Here is a 23,801-nt window from a genome sequence, read left to right as displayed (position 1 = left end):
AAATATTGTTTTTAATATTATCTTTAAGATTATTTTATTTCATAATAATAATAATAATAATTTATAATAAATACCTATCAATTTAATAAATTAGGGATTAACCTATTTAAATTTATAGCATTTTGGTTTGAAAATAACTTAATCTAAAAATTTAAAAGATAATTCAATAAATTCATTTCCTAATCTATAAATATAGTAAATAACACACAAATTATAAAGAATTATATATTAATATTTTACATATTTGCAATAAATATGAAATAGTCTAAAAAATGAATAAAACAATATTTATACAAATTACAAGAGTAATAATATAAATTTTAACCATATTGAGGGATTATATGGATTTTGATGATGCAGTTATTATATATGATGAAAAAAGTGGTAAAAAATACGCAGAATATCTTAAAAAGAATTTGGAAAAAGGATTTCAAAGAGTGTGCACATCATACGATATTTCAAAATTAAACGAGATTGAAATAAAAAAAGAATTTATAAACAGTTGTTATGTGATAGCCCTAATAACTGAGGATTATAGGTCAGTTCCCGAAAGTAATAATCTAAACGAGATTAGTGCCATTAATAATGGAAACAGTTTAAAATATAACAAATTGATAAGATTATCTAAAAAATCTATCGAATTAGAAAAATACCTTATGGTATATTTATTAGACGATTTAAATTTGGATATATTTACCAATTCCGAAAATAACGGCATTGATGAAAACAAAATTGATGAAAAAGAATTTATCCATAAAAAATTTAGTGATTCCCGTGATTTAACCGATAAAGTTAGTTCAGGTATCACAGAAATTAAGGAAAATATGGAAATTGCAATTAATAAATTATGTGATTCAAAATTTAATCTTGCAAATTTGTACGTATTTTTAAATTTTTTAGAAGATGCATCTAATGAATATGAATCAATCTTGGAATTATGTCCCGAATATGGTGATGCTAAAAACAACCATAATTTAATTGAAAAATATTTATTGCGTAAAAGATACGAAAATAAATATAACTCAGAATTATTGGATAAAAATGCTGAAGAAGAATCTGCTGAAGAAAATATGGAAATTAAGGAAATTAAGGAAACTAAAGAAAATAATAAAATAGAACCTATGAAAAAAGATATTGAAGATATGGGTGAAATCGTCCACTCTATAAAAGAAAAATTAAAAGAAGATGAATTAAATTACAAGTCTGAATCTTTAGAAGAATTTGAAAAAAATGAAGAACTTAAACAAGTTGAAGAATTTGAAAAAATCGAAAACAGTTTTGTTAAAAAAAATGAACACGCTTTGAAATTCAAAGTTCCTTCATTATCAGATTTAAAAGAAGAAAAAATTATCGAAAAAGAAACAGATGCGTTTAAACCCGCTGAAGTAGAAACCGATACTTCAAAAACTTCAAAAATGGAAAATATTCATAAAAAGCCAGTATTTGAAACTAAAAAAACCAGTTGGCCTAAAGAAAAGCCTGAGGTAAAAATAGAAGTTCACGAGCAAAAAATAAGTATGAATGAAGGAATTCCTGAAAAAGAAATAATAAAAACAGAAAAAGCTCTCGATGATGAGAACGATATTGTTATAAATTCCTTTGAAGATACTGAAAAGACTGAAGATGTACATTCTAAAGAATTATGGCACAAAACAAAAATAACGCCGTTAAAATCCTTGCAATCAATTACATCACCTAAATCTTCCGAAGATATAGAAGAATATACAAGTATGGAAGAAACCCCGACAAAACCAGTTTCTAAACATATTAAATCAGATAATGGATTAATTGATGGACTAAAAAAAGGTATCGATGATGAATACATTCACGACAAATCAATGGTTGAACACTATATCGAGGGACTAATAGAAGAGATATTCCCTAAAAAAGAAGACGAAAAACATGAACCGATAGAAAAACCGGATAAAGAACGAATCAAATATGTCCCTTATGATAAAAAAGAAGAATTTAACAAAAGATGTTATGATGAAGATATTTCAGCAAATGAAGTTGTAAATAGCAAAAAGAATATAAATGAGAAGGACCACATAGAAAGTCAAAATCATTTAAATGATTCTACTAACTATCAGTATACAAATCAAGATACCCAAAATATTAAAAACGGTTCAGATGAAGAAGAGTACAAAAGGCTTTTAACGAAAGCAAATGAGTACTACACGTCTGGAGATTATAAAAACGCTGAAAAAAAATATAGGAAGGCAATAATGATGCATTCAAATGTTGCAGAAGCACACAACAATTTGGGTTGCCTTTTGGACAATTTAGGCAATCTTGAAGAAGCAGAACACGAATACAGACAAGCATTAGAAGTAGACCCTCAATACATGAAAGCACATAATAATTTAGCTACTATATTAGGTCATATGGGAAGATATGAAGAAGCAGAAGAACAGTACAACAAAGCTTTAGATTTAAACCCCGATTACTGGGAAGCAAGATATAACTTAAGTATGATGCACGCTTCAAACAAAGAATATGAACAAGCAATTAGTGAAATTAAAAAGCTTTCAAAATATTTTAGGAAAAACGGTGAAATTAAAGAAGCTTTACAATTGAAAAAATTAGTAAAATCTTTAAAAAAGATGGCTCATCTTGAATCAGATGAAACCAAAGAAAATAAAGAGAGTAAATAAAATAATAAATAATAAATAATAAATAAAATAATAAGGATTAATTAATCTAAAAATAATTTTAAATTAATTCTTATTCTATAAATTCCAAAATTTGAGCATATCTGTTTTCAATTCTTTCTATTAATTCTAAATCATAATCGTGCGTTTTTAAAATACATAAATTACTGTTAAATTTATCTTTTAAGTTTAATTCATTTATTTTATCAATATCGTAATCTGGTACAATTATCAATTTTTTTAAATCGTCCATTGTAGTTTTTCCCAAATTTATTAAACAACCAGCTTTACAAATTTCTTCAATCATATCTAAATTAACTTTACAGTTGTTTATTCCCAAATCATCCAATATTTTTTGAATAAATGAGGTATTTGTAATTACTATATTTTTTGAATTAAATTCATCGACTAATTTCTTATTTTCCTCGTTTGAATGAATTTTCACATTTAAATCACTTAATTGAGTGATACTTTCTTCGATAGTTTCTGAATTACCAATATTTAACTGTTTTAAATCGTTTAATGTATTTATTAAACTACCTATTGTAGCAGAACTAACCTCCACGATTTTATCAGGATTAGCACCCGTGTTATTTGAAACTCTTTTCGTATAACCTTTGGATATTAAAATATAATCGTAATAATCCAAAACGTGTTTTAAATCGCTATCTTTTCGATATGGATTTATCAGCTCATAACCTTCGTCATCTACTCCGATTAAATCCATAAGTTCTTGATACATTTTTGTAATTGCTAACATTGTAATATCTTTCCTTTTAAGTTTTTATAGTATTTAAATAAATAAAATGATAGATAAATTGATTAAATAACTTTACTTAATCTATCAACGGCGTTATTAACATCGCTTTCTTTAACACCTATCGAAGCATTCATAACTACATAATTATATTTATAATTTTGCATATAACAGTTTCCGAAGTGGTCTGTTGTTTTTATACCCCTCGGACCTGTGATTCTAAGATTATATAATTTTGCAGAAACGTCAACAGGGTCTTTTTGTGTGGTAATACAAGAAGCTATCGGACTATCTACGTTCAATTTTGTGTTTCCTGTTTTATTTGCCAAATCAATTAATAAATCATCTAACAAATTTTTAGTAATCACTTGCTCTTTCATCAATTGCGTGTATTTATCCATTCCCAAAGATAAAAGAGATACAAACGTGTTTACAATTGGTGTCGCAGAAGCACGCCCTGGATAAGTTAAAGAAACTTCTCTTAAAAAATCTTTATTTTTTGAATATATAATCCCTCCACCGATTGGAGTCATTAGATTCTTATCTGTTGAGCTTACGATAGCATCAACACGGTATTTTAAAGCTTTTTTGAGTTTATCAAGGTATTTATGATTCTGAATTGCATATGCACCATTTATTATGTGGGGAATGTTGTTTTCAAGACAGTACTTCGAAATTTCTTCTATGTCATCACCTCTACGAGGTGGGAAAAACGTGAGCGTACTTAGTATTACTGGATTATTACCAGCTTTTAACTCTTTTTCGGTTGCGGAAATTATATCTTCGACAGGTATTTCCACACAATCATCCCTATCACTTAATTGGGTCTCTACAAACCTCATCCTCATACCTGCGAAAGATGTGGACTTTATAGGACTCTTATGAGATGCGTATGGGTAAATAACCACATTTGCACCGTCGTATTTAGAATACTGTTTTTTAGTAATATTTGTAGTAATATTTGTAGCAATTTTGGTATCTTTATTTTTATTTACATTTTTATTTACATTTTCAACTAAAAAACCACGTTTTAAAGCACTTAAACATAATGCAATAGACATTCCTGTAGATACAGGGGTTGCCAAAGCGTTTACATTTACATTTAGGTTTTTTAAAAAGCTTTCGAGTAATTTATTCGTTAAAGCATACATAGCACTTGCCCCGGGAGCTTTAGGCTGTGGGTCTACGAGATTTCCACTTCTACCTATGCCGTGGCAAAAATTAGAGGATAATTTTTTATGTATTTCTGACGAAATTCTTGCCTCTCTTTCACCAACTCGGATTGCTTTTGGGTCTTTATCAGTGTCCATGTTTGATAAAAAAGTTAAAAGTAATTCTATTTTCTCGTCGCTTAAACCTTTTTTTGGCATTTTTCGCTGATTTAATATGTTTTCAATCTCTCCGAGATTATCGGATAATATATGTAAACCCCTATCTTCCATATTCTTTGGTATAGTCCCTTTAATATTAATATCAAGCATTTTCTCACATTTTTGTACAATTATAGGTCATATTAATATATTAATTTAGATTATTTAAATTATTTTGTTTTTCAAATTCAAAATTATGTGTATTTATTAATTTATAGTTATATAAAAATAGCTATTTAATTATTCTAAATTCAAAAAGATAAGGGGTAAAATACAATAAATGTATTATACAATATAAAAATATAAAAATATAATAAAAATATAAAAATAAATTTTTAATTAATCGTACTTTCATCGAGCAATCTATTAATACCCTCGATTACTGCCTCAACGGAAGCGTGAACTACATCTTCACTTGTAGATTTTGCAGTCACTATTTTTTTGTTGTTTTCTAACTTAACAACCACGTCTGCAATGGCATCACTACCACCAGTAGCTGCATTTATGGTATATTCGATAAGTTTTGCTTTTACAGTTTCACCAACGACACTTTCAAGAGCTTTTAAAGATGCGTCAACTGGACCGACACCCATTTCAGAAGCTTTATATCGTTTACCTGCAATATTAACCGCTACACTCGCCGTAGGTATAACATTTATGCCAGTTATTACTGCTAATTGTTCCAAATTTACAACACGCTTTGATTTAATTACTTTAGAAGTAACATCTTTTATAATTGCCCTTAAATCAGCATCTAATACCAATTTACCCTTATCACCGAGTGCCTTTATTTTGTCAACAATTTCTTCAAATTGCTCGGTTGATAGGTTTTTCCCAACATTTAAACCCATTTCTTGAAGTTTTAACTTTATAGAGTGAGCACCGGCGTGTTTTCCTAAAACTAATCTTCTTTTATTGCCCACGTCAAAAGGACTTATCGGTTCATAAGTTAGTGCATTTGCAATTACGCCGTGTGTATGTATCCCACTTTCGTGCGCAAACGCATTTCTGCCAACTAAAGGTTTATTTGGAGCTATTGGTATATTTGTATAATGAGCTACGAGTTTTGAGATATCGGATAAAAGTTCCGTTTTTATAGTTAGGGTTTCAGGTTCGATTCCGCATAAAAATTTTAAACTTGAAACAAATTCCGCAAGGTCGGTATTTCCTGCTCTTTCACCTATGCCGTTCACAGTACAGTGTATTTGAGAAACTCCTTGTTCAAAAGCCGATAATGAGTTAGCTACGGCTAAACCAAAATCATTGTGGCAATGTACGGATAATACAGGCATTTGCATATTTGATTTTATATTTATTTGATTTGTTAAAGTTGAACTATTATTTATCGCTTTATTGGTTTCCAAACCTGATTTTAAATCTTTTATTAAATTTTCCATTTTTTTAGGCGTTAATATACCTACTGTATCAGGTATGTCTATATAATCCACTTTTGAAGTTATCGCTTCCTTATAAACCCTTATTAAGTAATCAAGTTCCGTTCTTGTAGCATCTTCGGCGGAAAATTCTACGCTTAAACCGTGTTCCTTTGCGTAAATTATGGACTCTGAAATTTTATTCAGTATTTGTTCTTTGGATTTTTTTAGCTTATATTCCCTATGCAGTGGCGATGTTGCAATAAAAAGATGTATTCTATCTAAATCACAATCGATTACTGCATCAATATCTTTGTTAGAGCATCTTGAGAGTCCACAAATTGTTGCATTTAAATCTAACTGCTTTATCTTTTTAACAGCTTCAAATTCACCGTTCGAAGTTATTGGAAAACCTGCTTCTATTGTATTTACACCAAGTTCATCTAATTTACTTGCAATTTCTAATTTTGCTTTTATTGGGAATGATACTTCAGGCGTTTGTTCCCCATCCCTCAGTGTCGTATCAAAAATTTCTAAGTTTTTTAGATTGACTCCATTATTATTTTTATTATTATTTTTATTATTATTTTTATTATTATTTTTATTATTATTTTTATTATTATTTTTATTATTATTTTCTTTTTTATTTTCTTTTTTATTTTCTTCTTTTAGTTTTTTGTTGTTCATAAAACTCACAACGGGTTTATTTTTATTTAATAAATAATCTCTATGTTAATTTTATATTATCATAGGTCATACTAATAAATTATTATATTGTTATCCATTATGTTAAAATATATATCCAATTTTGCAACAGTATTCATTATTTAGGAATAAATTTTAAATATTTGTATCTATTTAACTATACATATTAATAGATGGTATGTGATATTAAATATATTAGTTAATATATGTCGAAGTTTAATAGAAATAATTTAAATAAATCAACTAATTTAAAATAAATAATTACAAGTTCAGAAATACAATTAATTCTGGCACGATATAATAATTGTTGTGATAATATGATGAGAGGCAAAGATGCAACATTGCATGCGATATTAAATACCATAATCGATGACGAACCTGAAACTCAGGACGAAATTGCGGAAAAATTAGATGTAAGTAGGAGATACGTTGCAAAACTTTTAAAACCACTTATCGACGATAAAGTAGTTAAACATCCTTATGTACTAAATATTGACAAAATAAAAGATTATGGAAAATATATTGAAGAAGAAAAGTTTTTTGGTCAAATTATTAATTCATTGCACGAAATGGGGAATTGTGTGGTGGAACATAATGCCAAAATAATAAATGCACTTAATAAAAACGATATAGAAGAAGCTAAATCGATTATAGTTATGGATTATATGTTAAATCGTATGGAAGACGAGTTAAATTTATTAATAAAAATGAAATATTCAAAATATTTAACTAATGAGCAAATTTTACTTATAACTGCTATAGCATCAAATATTGAGCGATGTGGGGACTATTTATCCAACATTGCCGAAGAAATAGTCGATGGGTTGATAATTGGCGATAATATCAAACCAGATATCCACGAATTGCAAAAAACGATGACAAATATGTTTCCAATTGCTATGCAAATGACAATTGATAGGGAAGTAAATATGGATATATACGAACAAGAGAAAAAATTGCACCGGATTATCGATAAATTATTAGATAAAATAAGTAAACAACCTACAGAACAGTCTAATATATTAAAATATATTGAATTTGGTATGTTTTTAAAAGACGTTGAGAGATTTGGAGATAGGAGTATTAAAATCTATGAATTAAGTAGGGAATTACATTATAATATCCCCTCAAGCAACAAAATTCCTGAAAACGTTAGAAATAGTTAGTTGTTAATAAAATAAAAATAAAAATAATAAAAATAATAAAATTAAAAATAAAATTGAAAAATAGAATTTTAATATATTACTTTCTTATAACTTATTTTTTTCAATATCCTTTAACCTATAATTATAAGTATAATTATAATTTACAGAGTATTTTACCATTATAACATACTGGTTTTAATGATTCTAAAGCTGTTTCGTTAGACAATGGTTGTATAATTAAATTACAATCATTTAATTTTGCAATACGGGCAATATCATTCTGCAAATCACGAGGCGGGCGTACTGAATACATTAAATCATAAGAATCATATAATTTAAGGTTTGGGTTGAAAAGGTCATCTTTAAAAGCGTCTAAACCCAAATAATTTGCGTTAAGTACTGCTTCTTGATTAAAATCCATTACTGTAATGTTATAGTTATTTTGTTTTAATTTTAATGCCATTTCAAAGTAAAAACCAACACCTAACTCTAAAATTTGTAAATCAGGGTTTTCTAAAAGATAATTATCCAAAATATAATTATACAATGGTTTTACAAGTTTAAATTTTTCTTCTTTAAATTCTTTTATAATCATAAAATCACATAAATTATTTAATTAACATAAATTAATATTGTTTAAATTTTTAAAATTTTTAAAATTAATATGAAGGGTATTAAGATTATTAGCTTTAATAACGTTTAAATTAATAACCTAAGTTAATTACACAATTGTTCTTGTACCCATCAAATTTTTTTTAATTCTTTCTTTTACATTTTTGGAAATTCGGGCGTTATCGACAGCATAAATTTCCATTTTAGGAATAATTACTCGTACTACATTCACATCATCGACCGTAGACTTGTTTAAATCCAAAACAATAATTTTATCAAACCCATTGTTTTTTAACATTGTTTTTGTAGTCTCGATATCTTTTTTTAGGTCATAACTTGCGTAGTTATGTAATTCGCTTATATTAATTTCTTCTTTGTGGTTAAACCATCTTCTCTGTATTCTCTTCATTCTGTCATATTCTACCTTACGAATTAAATCAGCTCTTACAGTATCTTCTCTTGCACCGTGTATTTGAGTTGCCCTACTTTGAGCTACCTCAGTTAATGCCCTTATAACTGCTATTTCAGGGTCTAAATGACAACCTACGCCCATACATAAAAGAGCAGGGTCTTTTAACACGTCTTCATCACTTATGCAAGCAATAGTTGGTATCCCAATTTCACTCGTTAAATCCTTTAAAATTACGTTTATTTTTGCTTTTCTGAATTTTATGAGCATTTCGTGAATAAGGGGGTTTTTTGCATCACTTACATTTATTTTTCGATATGTATTTCGGGATAACTCGGATATACTCCAAGCATCACGTTCTACTACCTCAAGTATTCCGTGAAAAACTGCTTCGTCGTAAGAATTACCGGAAGCTAAACCGTTTGTATTACTTCTGAACAACCATTTACCGGTTTTAGCTTCATAAGGGTGAAAAACACTGTTTGCAGGGACTTCAACGTTTTCATTGTTTATGATATCATAACCTTCAACCCATTCGACCACGGAAATATTTAAATTTGAATTATTCAAGCTTGATTCGATTGAATTGTCGTTATTAATGTCATCATTAGTAGTATTACCGTCATTTACATTATTCGCAGTATTATCATTTTTTGAAAGTGTATTTAATGTAGGTATTATTAAATCATACAAATTTACGGGGTTTTTCGGATTATTTGTTGATTTAAGTGGCGTATATTCGTCCTGTTCTGCACAGTACCGTTCTATTGCTTCCATTGATGATGAAACTTTTGCCTGTGTTTCAGTTGCCCCTTTACCGGCGTAAACACTTATAGCTCCCTCTTTAGCCTCGGGTCGTATTGAGGAATAAACAGGTACCCCAATTCGGTCAAGTCCATCAATTCTTGCGGTTCTTGTCACACCAATCCTTTTTAAAATTGGTTCAATTTTTTCAAGGGTTTCCTCTGGAGAACACAACCTATAAGCTGCTAATGTGTAATTTATTTTGGTATTTTTTTGCAAATTATCCATACTATCACAATAAATATTTTATCATTATAAACGTATATATTTATAAATTTTATATAAATTTTATATAAGTTTAATCAAGTTAATCAAGTTAATCAATTGAGTTTAGTAAATTTAATTTTTTCAAAATCGTATTTTTATCCAAATCTTTGAAAAACAACGTCTTTTGACTATTTGTAGAGCCAGTTGCTATTTCTACGTCTGTTTTTAGATTTAATTCTGATTTTATAAATTTTAATATGGCTTTATTTGCCTTACCTTCAACAGGTTGCTGTTTTATACGTATTTCCAACCTTTTTCGCCATTCGTTGATTTTTCCGATTTCATTTTTTTTGGCATTTGTGCTAACGTCGATATTAACATATACGCCGTTGCTGGCTTCTTTTACAACTTCATCCAGTAATTTTGTCAGTTCTGCGGATTTACTCATCTTATCTCTTTTAATATCGTTTCAAAGAATTTTGATAATACTCATAATATTATATCTCATTTAATAATGTATAAATTATCAAATATCTTGTATAAATTATTAATTATTAATTATTAATCATTAATTATTAATAATTACTTATCGTTATTTTAAAAAAATAAAAATTAAAAAAATAACTAAAAATAAATTTAAAATTTAAACTTTAAAATTTAAAAATAGAATTAATATTTACAAAATAAAAAATAATTGAAAAATTATAATAAATGATTTGGCACCCTATCTTTAGCAATTAAGTCTGATAAGGACTCTCTTTCACGTATTAAGCTAATTTCATTTTCATTAGTTAAAACCATTGCTGGTTTTCCTCTTGAATTGTAATTATTTGCCATACTGATACCGTAAGCACCTACGTCAAGTACTGCAACGTAATCTCCAACTTGGATTGTAGGAATTTTCCTATCTTTTCCGAAAACGTCTGAACTTTCACACAAACCGCCTGCAATATTTAAAACTTCCTCAGTTCCTTCTCTGATTGTACAAGGCGTTATTTCGTGGTATGCTTCGTAAATTGCCGGTCTCATCATATCGTTCATACCTGCATCAATCATTATCCAGTTAGCCACTTTTGTTTCTTTTCTGTGGATTGTTTTACCAACTAAAATACCTGAAGTACCTACAATACTCCTACCAGGCTCAATTATCAAGTTTGGAAGCTCTATTTTATCGCTGTAGGTCATAATCGTATCAATTACAGCTTTTGCGAGGTCATCTTGAACTGGGATTTTTGTATTTTTATCGTATGGGATACCTAAACCTCCACCGATATTAAGGTCTCGCATTTTTATTCCTTCTTCGCTTAATGAAACAATGAATTCCATTAATTTATTTGCTTCTTCAATGAATGGGTCAATTTGAGTTAATTGTGAACCAATATGACAGTGGATACCTACTACATTTACATTTTCCATTTCTAATGCCATTTTAATAGCTTTTAATGCAGTTCCGTCTTCTATATCCAATCCAAATTTATTTTTCTTTAAACCAGTTGAAATTTTAGGGTGTGTTTTTGGGTCTACGTTTGGATTTACCCTAAATGAAACATTTGCTATTTTACCCATTTCTTTGGCAGTTTCGTTAATAAGGATTAAATCGCTTATACCGTCTACATTAAAAGCTCTAATATCAGTTTCGATTCCCATTTTTATTTCTTCAACTAATTTACAGTTTCCGTTAAATACTATTTTATTTGAAGGCACTTTGGATAATTTTGCGATGTAGAGTTCTCCGCTACTTACCACATCCGCCCCACAGCCCATTTTATTCAAAAGTGTGGTTATTGCAAGATTTGTATTTGCCTTGTATGCAAATGAAAATATTACTTCTTTTCCTGTTTCTTCGGTGTATCTATTAAATGCTTGAGTGTATTTTTCGAAATTATTTTTTATTTGCGTTTCACTCATAATATACAAAGGAGTACCGTATTTTTCTGCAATTTCTTCTATTTTATAGCCGTCAATATGCAATATACCGTCTTTTTTGGATATCATCTCATTTCCGAGAAAAACATTTTCTTGTGAATTTTTTACCACAGTTTCACCATAAGTAGTTTCTAAAACATTTGCATAGCAAGTATTTAAAGTTTTTGTAGCCTTCTTATTAAATTTTTATGGAGAGTATCTTCCTATACACTTGTGTATAAGGGCATATGATAAAGTATATAACATATGATAAACTAATTATATAATCTGTAATAAAATTGAAAAGACATAACTATATTCAAAAATTAAAATTTAAAAATATATTAATGTGCATATATAAATAAACAAATGTATATATCACAATATTTGGTAATTTAATAGTTATAATAGGCTGAAAATATGGTTTCTCAAGATAAAATATTAACCGAATTCTATAAAAACGATGGTATTCTGTCCACAAATGATTTAAAAGAATTAGTGGGCGTTTCTAAGCACGAAACACTTCGAAATGTGTCAAAATCTATGAACACATTAATCTCTAAAAAAATTGTTGGAAAAGTAAGGGGTCCAAAAAATACCTCCATATATTTTTTAGTAGCCCCTTATGAATTTATTATGGACGAAAAAGAAAAAAATAAACTAATAGAAGACTTTTGTATGAATATTATTAGGAAAGTTGCATTAGAATACAATAATTGCAAAACTTTTGAAAAAAATGGAACTATTATTTTAAAATATGGTAATTCATATCAAATAAAAAATTATTTAAAAATCTTAAAATTGATTATGGATTATTTTAATAAGCCTATTACATATATACTCCACGATAATTACCTTTTAATTACTAAAAACTTACATATTGAGATAGATGTTTATAATGTTGAATCATTAATCTCAGAAATGGATAAAACACTTGAAAAAAATAAAAAAGGATTAAATTTACTCAATACAGACGTAAAATACACATTTAATCGTAAAAAATCATTAGAAGAATAAAATAATAAATAATAAATAATAAAATAATAATAAAATAATAATAAAAAATAAAAGTTATTTTAAATTAATATACTGTTTTTTTATTTAATTTATAATTTAAAGTATCTAATAGACCCACACAGCCAGTAATCATTACATCACCACCAGAATAGGCGTATTCACCATAATCTTTGAATATACGTCGGTTAGGTCCTGCAATATAAGTTTTGGTCAAATTTGTATTTAGAGATTCTAAAGAACAAGCTCCATGACCTTCGTCATTGTATATCTCTTCAGTTGTTAGAGTACAGTTTTTAAGCTTTTCGTTGTAATCCAATAACTTTTCTGTAGTCAATAAACGAGTATGGTGTTCGTATAACCCGTAAATAAGATTATTTTTAATCGAAACTCCTAAAGTATGACCATTTCCGATATCTAAACCGATATATTCATTTATTTTTTGTTCATTTGCATAGTTCATAATCCCACAAACTGATGCTATTTTACTGTCCATTACAAAACCCTTGTAATTTTCGTTTTCTGATTCTAAAGAACTTAATATGGCATTAAATCTTGTAAAATACCCAGTTTTCGAATTTTCAAAATAAAAATCATATGGATTTCTCGTTTCTGAAAGTTTTTCCTTAAAATATTTAAAGCGAGTAATTCTATCACTTTGACCTTTTACAAAACCGTGGTCTTGACAAGCTACACATACGTAATCAGGGTCAAAATCCATATTTAAAGTACTAAAAATGTTTTTATAGGTGCTAAAATCTAAGTCTTTCAATATAACATTTGGATTTTCAATATTATCCTTTATAATAACTCCTTTTTGCCTAACTTGGTCTAAATCATCCCTTATCGTCCTTGCGCACCTTTCGGAAATTTCTACAGTATAACCCTGTTTAATTTTTTTTAATATTTGAAAACTTACAGCACCGCCACCCATTATTTCACCATCAATTCTTAAGTTTTCCTTTAGTTTAGATATTTTACTACCAAGTATTTGAGTAGGAGATGGCAATATTAATTTTACGGCGTTTTCGATGTTCTTTTCATCGTTGTAGTATAATATATCCTGAGTACCATTTCCGATATCTATGCAAAAAACATTCATAATCTCACTCCTAATTAATTACTTCATACAATCAATAAAATTATATAAACTTTTATAAATTATACAAAGTATACAAATTTTAAAGTATTTTTAAAACATTTTAATTATATTATTTACCCTATAAAAAATATGATGTTCTGTAATTAATTAATATTACAAAAATTAAAAAATAGTAATTATTTTAAGTTATTATCGTAATTTTTGATTTAAAGTATTATCTTAAGTTATTTGGCAAATAATTAATTAAACTTAAAGGCATACTTAAATGACGTCTTGCAGAAGGTGGCACTTCGTAAAATCCTTCTCTTAAATTTCTAACAATTTGTATTTTTGGAATTTCATCATATTTTAAACGCTTACCACATTTATTACATTTATAACCGCTTGATACGCCCTTAGATTTTAGAGTACCGCCACATTCACACTTTTTAACTTTTTCATAGAGATTATTCAATTTTACAACGTTTATTTTTTCAATATTTAACTGATAAGGTTCTTCCCTAATTGTGCCATAAACAGTTATTAAATCACCGATTGCCAATTCTCTTATGATGTGCCTAAATTTTTTAGTTGGCTCATATGCAATACAGTTTATACTACCAGTACTATCCGTTAGTTCAATTAACACGTGTCCGCCGGTTATTTCGGTGAATTCCTCACTAATGTATCCCGATAAGATTGCTCCCGTATTTTCCCTTGCGTCTGCAATATTCATTATCCTTAAATGGTGGTCAGTTCCCTGATTTGTCCGATATATCATATATTTATCAATATTTTCAGATTCCACAATCTCTTTTGCATTAAAAAGTATTTCTTTTGAAACTCCCCTTATGCCATACAAAACCGGACATTTTGTATTTGGAGCAATTATATTTTTATTATTGTCCACATTATTAAAAGTATATGGATAAGTCATTTTATCCATTTCCACTACCGAACTGTCGATTACATATCGTTCAGTACCCCATTTATCATTTTCTCGGTATGCCAAAAGTTCATATGTGTAAGTTTGATTTTCTGAGAAATAGGAGGAGATTGCACCTAAAGAACCGATTATACCGAGTCCTTTTTTATATTTTATATATTCTGCACCCACTTTTTTAATGATAGCTTCAGCTTCATCTAAACTTACAATTTCGGTTAAAACACTGTTATAATAATTTTTTAATATTGCCTTTTTTTGCCTTGTTAACCTTGAATTTATTAAAACAATTCCGGGATTAGTTGTGGAACAGTCAAAATCAGTGTATTTTTCCACAATACTTGATACAATTGTTTTTACTTCTAAATATTCAGATTTTGATAATTTATAACTTTCTTCAGTGATTTCAGGATTTAGTGTCGTCCTATATGACTTAAGTGATTTAAGTGATTTAATGTGTGATTTCAAGCTTGATTTACAATTGGATTCTTTTGAAAGAGCTTCATAATCAATATTGCCTCTGTTAAAATCTTCGAGTGCTTGTTTATAGTCATATTCTATATTTTTGGGAGTACCATTATTAGAATTATTTTTATTAGAATTATTTTTTTTAGTATCTTCTGCCCCAATTTTTCCAACAATTTTAAGGCAAACTCCACCATTTCCCCGGGTTTTATACTTCACCATAGGGTTCATTCTTATTAAACGAGGTTCTTCAAGTATATAACCTAATTTAAGTAGTTCCTCTACGATTAAAGTACCCACATATGTAGTACAGTACTTTTCCCTACTATCCGTGTCGTCAATTCCAATATACATTAAATCACCACGTAATATTTTATCAGACATATTATTTTTAGTATTTTTTAATATTATTCCCATTTTTATTTTGTTTTAATGACCTGTACAATACCATATTATATTGAAGTAAATTATAATACATCATTCACTAAAAATTATCAAAGATATCTAATATCTAAAATCTAAAATATAAAATATAAATACGTCATTTAATAAATCGTAATACAAAATATAATAATTCGATATGATAATATTAAATTTCTATTATATATATTTATATTATATTCATCCTAACTAAATAAAAATAAAAATAAAATTCAGTTTAAATTAATTATTTTTTCTTTTTTATATTTTCTTTTTTATAATTTCAATTTCTTGTTTTTTAAATGCAATCGTATTATTCTCGATATCTTTATCAACTATTGTATTTGCACCTATCCACGAATTACTTCCGACTTTTACCCCGGGCATAAATGAAACTTGTATGCCGGTTTTTACATTATCACCCATTATAACCCCCATCTTGCGAGTACTTGGTGTCGGAACTCCTTTTATAATGACTTTCGGAGGTTTGTCATCAAATCGCAAATTTGCAGTGATGGTATTACATCCAAAATTACAATTTTTGCCGACGATACTATCGCCCACATAGGATAAATGTGGAATCTTACTACCTTCCATTATAAGCGAATTTTTAATTTCAGAGGAGTTTCCTGCGTGAGTATTTTCCATAAGTATTGTATATGGTCTAATATGTGCCAAAGGACCGATATCTGCACCTTTTTTTATAATTGCGGGTCCTTCAATTACAGTATTTGGTCGTATTATGGCACCTTTTTCTATTATTACATTGCCCCTAATTACGACGTTTTCTTGAATTTCTCCCCTAATATCGGGCTTTATATTATTTAAAAGCTCCTTGTTTGCCTTTAAAATATCCCAAGGTCGTCCAATGTCATCCCAATAACCATTTATGGTTATTGCTTTTATTTTATGGGATAATATTAGTTCATCGATTGCGTCAGGTAGTTCTATTTCATTTCTAAGAGAAGGCTTTAAATCTTTCAAAATATCGAATATATCTTTTTTAAATCTATATATCCCCGCATTAACTAAATTAGAGTTCAAAGAAGGCAATTCCTCTTTTGAAGGTTTTTCTACGATTTTTAAGATATTATTATCATTATCGGTGAGTATTACTCCAAAATTTTCAGGATTAGGAACTCTTAAAGCACCCATATAGTTTTTAGAATCATCGATATCTTCATTTATAAAGTCATTGAGATTATCTTCAAATACTATGTCCCCATTTATCACTAAAAAATCATTTAAATCTTCCAAAGCATTATTACTTTCCAAATATTCTTTTAACATTAAAACAGCGTGTCCCGTCCCAAGCTGTTTAATTTGCTCAATAAACTGAATATTGTAGTTATAATATTCCTCATTTGATGTAAAATAATTAATTATTGCTTCTTTTTGATAACCAACGAGTATATAAATATTGTTTACACTATCCTTTATTTTATCAACCAAATGCACAACTATAGGTTTTCCAGCTATTGGTATCATTGGTTTAGGCGTATTGTCCGTTAAAGGTCTTAAACGAGTTCCTTTACCTGCACATAATATTAAAGCATCCAATTTAGATGTTTTAGCATTGTTAGTATTTTTAGCATTATTATCATTATTGATATTATTGGTGTTGTCATTTCCCTTTTTAATCATAATTTCACTTTACAGTTATGATACATTAAAAATTATATCTGTAATTTTTCATTGTTTAAATTATTTAAATCGTGTATATCACTGCCTTTTACAAAATTTAAAGATATATCTTCATTTTTTGCTAAATTAATCCAATTTTGATAAGGCAAATTATATTTTGAATTTATTTCAAGTAATATTTTATTTTTCTTCATCGTAATAAAAATTTCTTTTAAAATATCTTCATCTAATTCATTTAACAAATTAGGATTTTTTTGGAAAAATAAACCAGGATGTGCCCAAGTGTTTAATCTCTTTGCAAATTTAGATTTTGAAACAATACCATTCAATGTTTCAAGATATGTAGTAATATCTTTTGGAAAACCGTGATATGCAAAAATAGGATAATCCACAGTATTTAATATATCATCTAACACGTCAAGAGTCCCATCTGGCAATACCTTTGCTTCTAAACCACTTAATATTATCAAATCAGGAAATTCATTCTTACAAGTATCTATGTCAGTCAAAAAGTCGTTAAAATCATAATTAAGATTTTTTCGAACGTGTTCAGTGAATGCAATCAACGGAATATTAAGAGTAGTTGCTTTTTCGCACAAATCTTTAACCGTATTTTTTCCGTCAGTATAATTCGTATGCACGTGCCACTCTCCTGTTAAGAGGTAATCTTCGTATTTTTCCCAAATTTTCATAATATAACCAAATTATTATTATTATTATTATTATTATTTTATAATTAGTTTATAATTAGTTTATAATTAATTTATAATTTAAACTCACCTAAATCATTTACACCGATTCCGCCCCAATATCTATAAAATTTCGTATTCCATTGGACATCAAAACTTGGTATTTTTTCATCTAAAGCCATCTTTATAGAGCTGTAAATGATATTTGCGTTTGCAAGTGTCGACATTACCATAGTACCTTGAATTCGTGGATTACTCTCTAATATCTTTGGAACGTTGTCTTTGTCTAATTTAAACTGTAATCCTGTGCAATATTCTAAGTTTAACTCTTTTATAAGCTTTTGAGAGTATTCTATCAAATCATTATTTTTTTCAACAGTCCCATTAAATGTAATTCCTGAACGTATTAAATCCCGTTTTCTCGGGATAATCGTTTCAAAATACTCATTATTTGAAGTACCTGAAAAAATATCGATTGTATATTCTTCATTTGGCAAATATTCGGTTGCTATCAATTCAGGGAACTCATCGCCGATTATATCATAAAGTTGAGCAATCGTAATATTTACATTATTTGGCTTTTCGTTGTAAAAAGCTTTTTTCTGGTCAAATTCTTTGTGAATAACTCTAAAACCTCTCATACCATTAGATACGGGCGGTTTTACAATAAATGGAAATTCTAATTTTTCGGCTGCTTTTTCTAACTCATCCCACGTTTTAACGAGATAACATTCTGGATATGGGATATCGAGCTTCTTACACGTTTTTATCAATTCAAATTTATCATTTGCAAATTTTATTGATTTTTCGCTGGAAATTGCGATTTTCGTTCCGTTTTTATTATCTTCTAATTCATTGAATAATTTTTTATTTTTAGATAAAGGCAACAATTCATTTGTCACTTGCGGTAAAATTACATCAATTTCTTCTTTTTTGCAAATATCTATTAATTCATTTATAAACTCTGTTTCATCTTGTGGATAGGGCACTTTTAAGGTTTTATCGCATAAATATTTCCCGATAGTGTCTTCTTTAACGTCAGTACCGATAATATTCAACTTCCTATTATCATAATTGTTTCTTAATGAGTAAAGACTCCCTGCAATCCCCGGAGCTCCTGCACCAGTAATTAATACGTTTAAATCATCCATCTTACCACCTCAAAAGCCTCTGCATAATCGTATTTAGTTTGAATTCCTCTCGTTCTTGCCCATCCTTTGATAAACTCATCTGCAAAATAACTCCTATTTAAAATCAGTTGACTTTTATAATTTTTTAGAAGTTCTATTTTCTGATTCACTTGATTTTCTGTAAGCCCTACAAACAGTTGAGTATTAAATTTAACGTGATTCCAAGGTAATTCATAACTTATTATTGAAGCAGTTGTCTTAAAAGCTCGTATCATCTCATTTGCAACTACCTGGTGGTCTTGATGGTGGTCATTTAATGAAGGGCCCACTATAAGGTCAGGATTAAAATCTTTTCTCATTTTGATTAACTCATCGAGTACTTCTTGTCTATGCTCATTTAATCTTCTGACTTTAAAGTGATTAATCACATATTGACTTTCTTTTAAGCCTATGCTTTTTGCAACGTCTTCAAATTCATTTTGAAGCATATCCTTTGGTTGACCTTCAGGTACACTGTCCTCAGACGTTGAAAAAACCATCCATTTAACATTGTATCCCTTTTCAAGGAATTTTAAAAGAGTTCCGCCTGCCCCCAATTCTACATCATCAGTATGTGGCGATAAAAATAAAACATTCATAAATACACCCAAGTTCCATATTTTATGTTCGTATATTATATTACGTTATAAATTGTATACATCATATAATTTATTATATTTAAAAGATATAAAAATATTATCATATAATTTTAATTATTCTTGGATATTATTGGAATTAAACAATTCAAAATCTAATTTATCAATCAAAACAGTTTCTCCGCAAGTATCACAATTTACAGCAACATAATCCGTGGTTTCTTCCACAATATTATTTAAATCTAACTTTAAACCACATTTACATGCAAAACCCACTAATTTAGCAGGATTTCCGACAACTAAAGCATAATCTGGGACATCTTTTGTTATTACACTGCCTGAGCCGACCATTGCATATTTACCGATTGTATTGTTGCATATAATTGTTGCATTTGCCCCGATACTTGCCCCTTCTTTTACGAGTGTTTTTTCGATTTTCCAGTCATTATTAAACGCTCTTGGGTATAAATCATTTGTAAATACCATATGTGGCCCTAAAAAAACGTTATCTTCAATTTCTACACCTTGATAAATACTTATACCATTTTGAACCTTTACACCGTTGCCTATTTTTACATTTACGTCGATATAACAGCCTTTTCCAACGTTGCAGTTATCCCCAATTTCACTATCTCTTCTAACGTGGCAAAAATGCCAAATATTTGTATTTTCACCTATTTTTGCGCCTTCTTCCACAATTGCGGTCTCATGAATCATATTACTCCCCCTGCAATGGTATTTTAAAACAATAAATGTATATCTCCAATTATTGGATATAATGTTATTGTAAACTCATTATACATTATTATAAAATTATTATAAAATTATTTATATAATCTTTTATATTATAAATACTAAATAAATATTCTAATTACAAATATAATTAATTTATTAATTTTGATTGGTGGATAAATTGGTAATGATAACAGGTGGTGCAGGATTTATTGGTAGCCATATTGTCGAGGAAATACTCAAAAATTGCCCCGAATGTGATATATCAATTTTGGATAATTTAAGCTCTGGAAATATAAATAATTTAAAAGATTTGGAAAAATTAAGCAATAATAATAGTAATAAGGATAATAAGGATAATAAGGATAATAATGATAACAATTGTAATGATAAACGCAATTCAAAAGTAAATTTCATAAAAAACAGCATATTAGATGAAAATTTAGATAAAATATTTTCTGAAAAAGAATATAGTACTGTTTTTCATACTGCTGCCCAAATTAGCGTAAGTAATTCACTTAAAAATCCATTAAACGACGCCAATATAAATATTATTGGTATTTTAAACTTATTGGAAGCAATGCGAAAAAATGATGTTAATAAAATAGTATTTTCATCTTCCTGTGCAATTTACGGAAATCCACAATATTTACCAATAGATGAAAATCATCCATTAAAAGCACTATCGCCCTATGGATTAAGCAAAATAACTGGGGAAGAATATATTAAGCTTTATAGCGAACTTTACGGGATTGATTATACAATATTACGATACGCTAATGTCTATGGAGAAAGACAAGACCCTTATGGCGAAGCTGGGGTAATTAGCATATTTATAGACAATATGCTAAACAACAAGATTTCCAAGATATATGGCAATGGTGAACAGACCAGAGACTTTGTAAATGTTAAAGACGTTGCAAAAGCAAATTTAATGGCTGTTAATTGGAAAAATCAGATTCTTAATGTAGGTACGGGCTCTAAAACCACCATTAATGAATTATACGCAATTATTTCCAATATTTTGGAATACGGAGACTCTCCAGAATACTGTTCTGAACGAGAAGGCGATATAATAGATAGCTACGTAAATATTGATAAAATCAAAAGTTTAGGTTGGAATCCATCTATTACCTTAAAAGAAGGTCTTAAAAATACTGTAGAAAGTTTTAAAAAATAGAAATATGATTATTTTTATTTCTCTTTTTTTATTTTATATTTACTTTGATTTATTTTTATATTTATTTTATTAGTTTATATTTATTTTATTAGTTTATTTGTATTTGATGTTGTAATATTTTTCAATATAATTGATATGTTTATTCATAAATCCATTTTGCAAATCATATTCTAAGAATTTTCTAAACTCTTCGGAATCATAATACCAATATGTAGCGTCATAATAAGTATCCATCTTTATTAAAGGCTTTTCAAGTTTATTATTGGCCAAATTAATCATTTTATTTTTAAAAGCTTCGTAATACTCACCAAATTTACAAACTTTTGCAGACTTGTAGCAATCAACACCCCAACCGGATTTGTTTATCCCTGCGTATTTTGGGAATCTATCAATTAAATATTTCTTATACATATGGTGTTGTGTCTTTAGACTATCATCAACCTTTAGGGCTGTTTCAAACATTCTGTATGCAAAGAATGGGTGTATAAATTCTGAAAAGCTTCTCGTTGCCAAACATCCGTTTAAAACGTGCCTATAAACACGTGTTAAATATTGAAAATGAAGATATACATCCAAATAATTTTCATAAGTTATTTCATCCATAATATTATTTATTTCATTTTCAACGATTTTTCTTAAGTTTATTTCTTTAAAATCTTTGTATTTTTCCTTTAAAATTTTTTCTTTACTAATTCCCAAATTTTTTAAAATTAAATTTATACAATCCTCTTTTGTATTTATCTCCCCAATTAAATCTTTCAGAAATACTATTTGGTCAAATATACTTTTAATATCAAAATTACGCCTTGTATAAAAAGTTCCGCCAAGTACTGCATCACCAGCATAACCATTATACAAATAACGTACATTGTTATTTACCGCCCAATCTTTAAAATCTAACAAATAATCGCATTCAAAATTTTCAAATCCTTCATTGATATTATAATATTCTTCTGCATTTTTGATGATATTATCTTCGGTTAATTCATTAATCGTTAAATTATTAGTATTATTTGACAAATTTGCTATTTTAATTGCCAATTTTGTTTCAGCACTGTTTTCATGACCCATATTTAATAGAAATGGTTTTATAGTTAATTTATGCATTTGTGCGAGTATATATCTTGAATCTAAACCGCCAGAAATCATAAGTCCGGTATTCTTTGAATAATTACTTAATAGAGTTTTTTGAGAATCGTCAAATATATCAAATAATTCAGCGAATTTTTCTTCAGTCATTGACTCTTTTTTATATTTTTTTGTATAATCATAAGTGTAATACCTTGAAAAAGATATTTCCTTAGATTTTAAGTCAATTGTTATTTTTCTACCTTGTTTTAAATATTTTATTTCCTTAAAAAACGTATAATCGCCAATAAAATAACCACAAGATGCAGATAAATATTTTCCAGTATTATCTTCGATTAATGTCTTATCAATAGCTTTTAAACGTTCTAAAATTGGTTTCATCTTTGTTGCGATTATAAAAATATCCTCGTCTTGATAATAATACATTGGCAACATTGCAAAGATATCATTGTAAATAGTTATAGAATTTTGATTTTTATCAATATTAACTATATTGAACGCCCCATAATCAATATTCTCCGTATCTTCTGGATTAAAACGTTTTTCCGCAGGTAATATTTCGCCATTTAAAATTGAAATCTGTGTCGGGTTTTTAATATCGCTACTGTTAGGTTTATTTGTATTTATGTTATTTTTAATTACAGAATCAACTTTCCAATCAAAATCATAGAAAAATATAGAATAATCTTCCGTAATTTCTTCAAAAGAATTATGTGGGACGTAAAATTTAAAATTGGGAGTATATTTTTTAAATTCATCTGTTTTTACGCTTTTTAAGTTTTTTAAGCTTTTATTTTTGTAATATTCAAGATATAATTCGGGCATAAAATCACCAAATTCG

General features: G+C 28.1%; 19 protein-coding genes. 4 read left to right on the top strand and 15 right to left on the bottom strand.

Annotation, left to right across the window (positions count from 1 at the left end; translation table 11 throughout):
* Positions 1 to 341: 341 nt before the first annotated feature.
* On the top strand, positions 342 to 2,654 hold the full coding sequence (locus J3E06_RS05635; RefSeq protein WP_013179647.1) for a tetratricopeptide repeat protein: 2,313 nt from the start codon (positions 342 to 344) through the stop codon (positions 2,652 to 2,654).
* A gap of 70 nt (positions 2,655 to 2,724) precedes the next feature.
* On the opposite strand, the gene J3E06_RS05630 is transcribed toward J3E06_RS05635, so the two are convergent.
* The 3 genes from J3E06_RS05630 to J3E06_RS05620 all read right to left on the bottom strand — a co-directional run bounded on the left by J3E06_RS05630 (position 2,725) and on the right by J3E06_RS05620 (position 6,838).
* Positions 2,725 to 3,411 (bottom strand): hypothetical protein, encoded by a 687-nt coding sequence (locus J3E06_RS05630; RefSeq protein ID WP_013179646.1) that lies wholly within the window; start codon positions 3,409 to 3,411, stop codon positions 2,725 to 2,727.
* A gap of 62 nt (positions 3,412 to 3,473) precedes the next feature.
* Positions 3,474 to 4,889, bottom strand: a complete 1,416-nt coding sequence (gene spcS, locus J3E06_RS05625; RefSeq protein WP_013179645.1) for an O-phosphoseryl-tRNA(Sec) selenium transferase — start codon at positions 4,887 to 4,889, stop codon at positions 3,474 to 3,476.
* A gap of 224 nt (positions 4,890 to 5,113) precedes the next feature.
* Positions 5,114 to 6,838, bottom strand: coding sequence for a 2-isopropylmalate synthase (locus J3E06_RS05620; protein WP_013179644.1), 1,725 nt, complete (start codon positions 6,836 to 6,838; stop codon positions 5,114 to 5,116).
* Positions 6,839 to 7,173: 335 nt separating this feature from the next.
* Here J3E06_RS05620 and J3E06_RS05615 point away from each other — a divergent pair, with 335 nt between their 5' ends.
* Positions 7,174 to 8,022: a PhoU domain-containing protein gene (locus J3E06_RS05615; RefSeq protein WP_013179643.1), complete on the top strand. Its 849-nt coding sequence runs from the start codon at positions 7,174 to 7,176 to the stop codon at positions 8,020 to 8,022.
* 133 nt (positions 8,023 to 8,155) lie between these two features.
* On the opposite strand, the gene J3E06_RS05610 is transcribed toward J3E06_RS05615, so the two are convergent.
* From J3E06_RS05610 to lysA, 4 genes are all read right to left on the bottom strand, one after another.
* Positions 8,156 to 8,596, bottom strand: coding sequence for a UPF0146 family protein (locus tag J3E06_RS05610; RefSeq protein WP_013179642.1), 441 nt, complete (start codon positions 8,594 to 8,596; stop codon positions 8,156 to 8,158).
* Between the two features lie 126 nt (positions 8,597 to 8,722).
* A complete protein-coding gene (locus J3E06_RS05605; protein WP_013179641.1) occupies positions 8,723 to 10,054 on the bottom strand; it encodes a YcaO-related McrA-glycine thioamidation protein in 1,332 nt (443 codons plus the stop codon).
* An 88-nt stretch (positions 10,055 to 10,142) separates the two neighbouring features.
* Positions 10,143 to 10,481, bottom strand: a complete 339-nt coding sequence (locus tag J3E06_RS05600) for a DUF167 domain-containing protein (RefSeq protein WP_013179640.1) — start codon at positions 10,479 to 10,481, stop codon at positions 10,143 to 10,145.
* Positions 10,482 to 10,735: 254 nt separating this feature from the next.
* Positions 10,736 to 12,028, bottom strand: a complete 1,293-nt coding sequence (lysA, locus tag J3E06_RS05595) for a diaminopimelate decarboxylase (RefSeq protein ID WP_048187324.1) — start codon at positions 12,026 to 12,028, stop codon at positions 10,736 to 10,738.
* A 330-nt stretch (positions 12,029 to 12,358) separates the two neighbouring features.
* Here lysA and J3E06_RS05590 point away from each other — a divergent pair, with 330 nt between their 5' ends.
* Positions 12,359 to 12,955, top strand: coding sequence for a MarR family transcriptional regulator (locus tag J3E06_RS05590; RefSeq protein WP_013179638.1), 597 nt, complete (start codon positions 12,359 to 12,361; stop codon positions 12,953 to 12,955).
* 64 nt (positions 12,956 to 13,019) lie between these two features.
* Here the strand turns inward: J3E06_RS05590 and J3E06_RS05585 are convergent, their stop codons facing one another.
* The 7 genes from J3E06_RS05585 to J3E06_RS05555 form a co-directional block, all read right to left on the bottom strand.
* Positions 13,020 to 14,054: a DUF1786 domain-containing protein gene (locus tag J3E06_RS05585; RefSeq protein ID WP_013179637.1), complete on the bottom strand. Its 1,035-nt coding sequence runs from the start codon at positions 14,052 to 14,054 to the stop codon at positions 13,020 to 13,022.
* Positions 14,055 to 14,268: 214 nt separating this feature from the next.
* Positions 14,269 to 15,795 (bottom strand): tRNA(Ile)(2)-agmatinylcytidine synthase, encoded by a 1,527-nt coding sequence (locus tag J3E06_RS05580; protein ID WP_013179636.1) that lies wholly within the window; start codon positions 15,793 to 15,795, stop codon positions 14,269 to 14,271.
* 327 nt (positions 15,796 to 16,122) lie between these two features.
* A complete protein-coding gene (gene glmU / locus J3E06_RS05575) occupies positions 16,123 to 17,421 on the bottom strand; it encodes a bifunctional sugar-1-phosphate nucleotidylyltransferase/acetyltransferase (protein ID WP_013179635.1) in 1,299 nt (432 codons plus the stop codon).
* A gap of 116 nt (positions 17,422 to 17,537) precedes the next feature.
* Positions 17,538 to 18,197 (bottom strand): PHP domain-containing protein, encoded by a 660-nt coding sequence (locus J3E06_RS05570; RefSeq protein WP_013179634.1) that lies wholly within the window; start codon positions 18,195 to 18,197, stop codon positions 17,538 to 17,540.
* Between the two features lie 71 nt (positions 18,198 to 18,268).
* The gene (locus J3E06_RS05565; protein WP_013179633.1) at positions 18,269 to 19,345 is read right to left on the bottom strand and encodes an ATP-grasp domain-containing protein; all 1,077 of its coding nucleotides are present in this window, start codon (positions 19,343 to 19,345) and stop codon (positions 18,269 to 18,271) included.
* Positions 19,333 to 19,962, bottom strand: coding sequence for a PIG-L deacetylase family protein (locus J3E06_RS05560; RefSeq protein WP_013179632.1), 630 nt, complete (start codon positions 19,960 to 19,962; stop codon positions 19,333 to 19,335). Before J3E06_RS05560 ends, J3E06_RS05565 begins: the two co-directional genes overlap by 13 nt.
* 114 nt (positions 19,963 to 20,076) lie before the next feature.
* Positions 20,077 to 20,676, bottom strand: coding sequence for an acyltransferase (locus tag J3E06_RS05555; RefSeq protein ID WP_013179631.1), 600 nt, complete (start codon positions 20,674 to 20,676; stop codon positions 20,077 to 20,079).
* Positions 20,677 to 20,878: 202 nt separating this feature from the next.
* Between J3E06_RS05555 and J3E06_RS05550 the strand changes: the two genes are divergently transcribed.
* Complete coding sequence (locus J3E06_RS05550; RefSeq protein WP_013179630.1) at positions 20,879 to 21,871, top strand: NAD-dependent epimerase/dehydratase family protein; 993 nt, start codon at positions 20,879 to 20,881, stop codon at positions 21,869 to 21,871.
* Positions 21,872 to 21,964: 93 nt separating this feature from the next.
* Here the strand turns inward: J3E06_RS05550 and J3E06_RS05545 are convergent, their stop codons facing one another.
* A complete protein-coding gene (locus J3E06_RS05545; protein ID WP_013179629.1) occupies positions 21,965 to 23,785 on the bottom strand; it encodes an asparagine synthase-related protein in 1,821 nt (606 codons plus the stop codon).
* Positions 23,786 to 23,801: the final 16 nt, after the last annotated feature.

Source organism: Methanococcus voltae, assembly GCF_024807655.1.
In the GTDB taxonomy this organism is placed as follows: Archaea; AGJL01; Methanococci; order Methanococcales; family Methanococcaceae; genus Methanococcus; species Methanococcus voltae_D.
The sequence above is the reverse complement of the archived record's forward strand: the minus strand, read 5'-3'. Positions and strand labels throughout refer to the sequence as shown.

What these genes read in the sequence shown, in the direction of transcription:
- J3E06_RS05635 (WP_013179647.1), top strand. Translation starts at nt 342, where the DNA reads ATGGATTTTGATGATGCAGTTATTATATATGATGAAAAAAGTGGTAAA.
- J3E06_RS05630 (WP_013179646.1), bottom strand. Translation starts at nt 3,411, where the DNA reads ATGTTAGCAATTACAAAAATGTATCAAGAACTTATGGATTTAATCGGA.
- spcS (WP_013179645.1), bottom strand. Translation starts at nt 4,889, where the DNA reads ATGCTTGATATTAATATTAAAGGGACTATACCAAAGAATATGGAAGAT.
- J3E06_RS05620 (WP_013179644.1), bottom strand. Translation starts at nt 6,838, where the DNA reads ATGAACAACAAAAAACTAAAAGAAGAAAATAAAAAAGAAAATAAAAAA.
- J3E06_RS05615 (WP_013179643.1), top strand. Translation starts at nt 7,174, where the DNA reads ATGATGAGAGGCAAAGATGCAACATTGCATGCGATATTAAATACCATA.
- J3E06_RS05610 (WP_013179642.1), bottom strand. Translation starts at nt 8,596, where the DNA reads ATGATTATAAAAGAATTTAAAGAAGAAAAATTTAAACTTGTAAAACCA.
- J3E06_RS05605 (WP_013179641.1), bottom strand. Translation starts at nt 10,054, where the DNA reads ATGGATAATTTGCAAAAAAATACCAAAATAAATTACACATTAGCAGCT.
- J3E06_RS05600 (WP_013179640.1), bottom strand. Translation starts at nt 10,481, where the DNA reads ATGAGTAAATCCGCAGAACTGACAAAATTACTGGATGAAGTTGTAAAA.
- lysA (WP_048187324.1), bottom strand. Translation starts at nt 12,028, where the DNA reads ATGATATCCAAAAAAGACGGTATATTGCATATTGACGGCTATAAAATA.
- J3E06_RS05590 (WP_013179638.1), top strand. Translation starts at nt 12,359, where the DNA reads ATGGTTTCTCAAGATAAAATATTAACCGAATTCTATAAAAACGATGGT.
- J3E06_RS05585 (WP_013179637.1), bottom strand. Translation starts at nt 14,054, where the DNA reads ATGAATGTTTTTTGCATAGATATCGGAAATGGTACTCAGGATATATTA.
- J3E06_RS05580 (WP_013179636.1), bottom strand. Translation starts at nt 15,795, where the DNA reads ATGTATATTGGAATTGACGACACGGATAGTAGGGAAAAGTACTGTACT.
- J3E06_RS05570 (WP_013179634.1), bottom strand. Translation starts at nt 18,197, where the DNA reads ATGAAAATTTGGGAAAAATACGAAGATTACCTCTTAACAGGAGAGTGG.
- J3E06_RS05565 (WP_013179633.1), bottom strand. Translation starts at nt 19,345, where the DNA reads ATGGATGATTTAAACGTATTAATTACTGGTGCAGGAGCTCCGGGGATT.
- J3E06_RS05560 (WP_013179632.1), bottom strand. Translation starts at nt 19,962, where the DNA reads ATGAATGTTTTATTTTTATCGCCACATACTGATGATGTAGAATTGGGG.
- J3E06_RS05555 (WP_013179631.1), bottom strand. Translation starts at nt 20,676, where the DNA reads ATGATTCATGAGACCGCAATTGTGGAAGAAGGCGCAAAAATAGGTGAA.
- J3E06_RS05550 (WP_013179630.1), top strand. Translation starts at nt 20,879, where the DNA reads ATGATAACAGGTGGTGCAGGATTTATTGGTAGCCATATTGTCGAGGAA.
- J3E06_RS05545 (WP_013179629.1), bottom strand. Translation starts at nt 23,785, where the DNA reads ATGCCCGAATTATATCTTGAATATTACAAAAATAAAAGCTTAAAAAAC.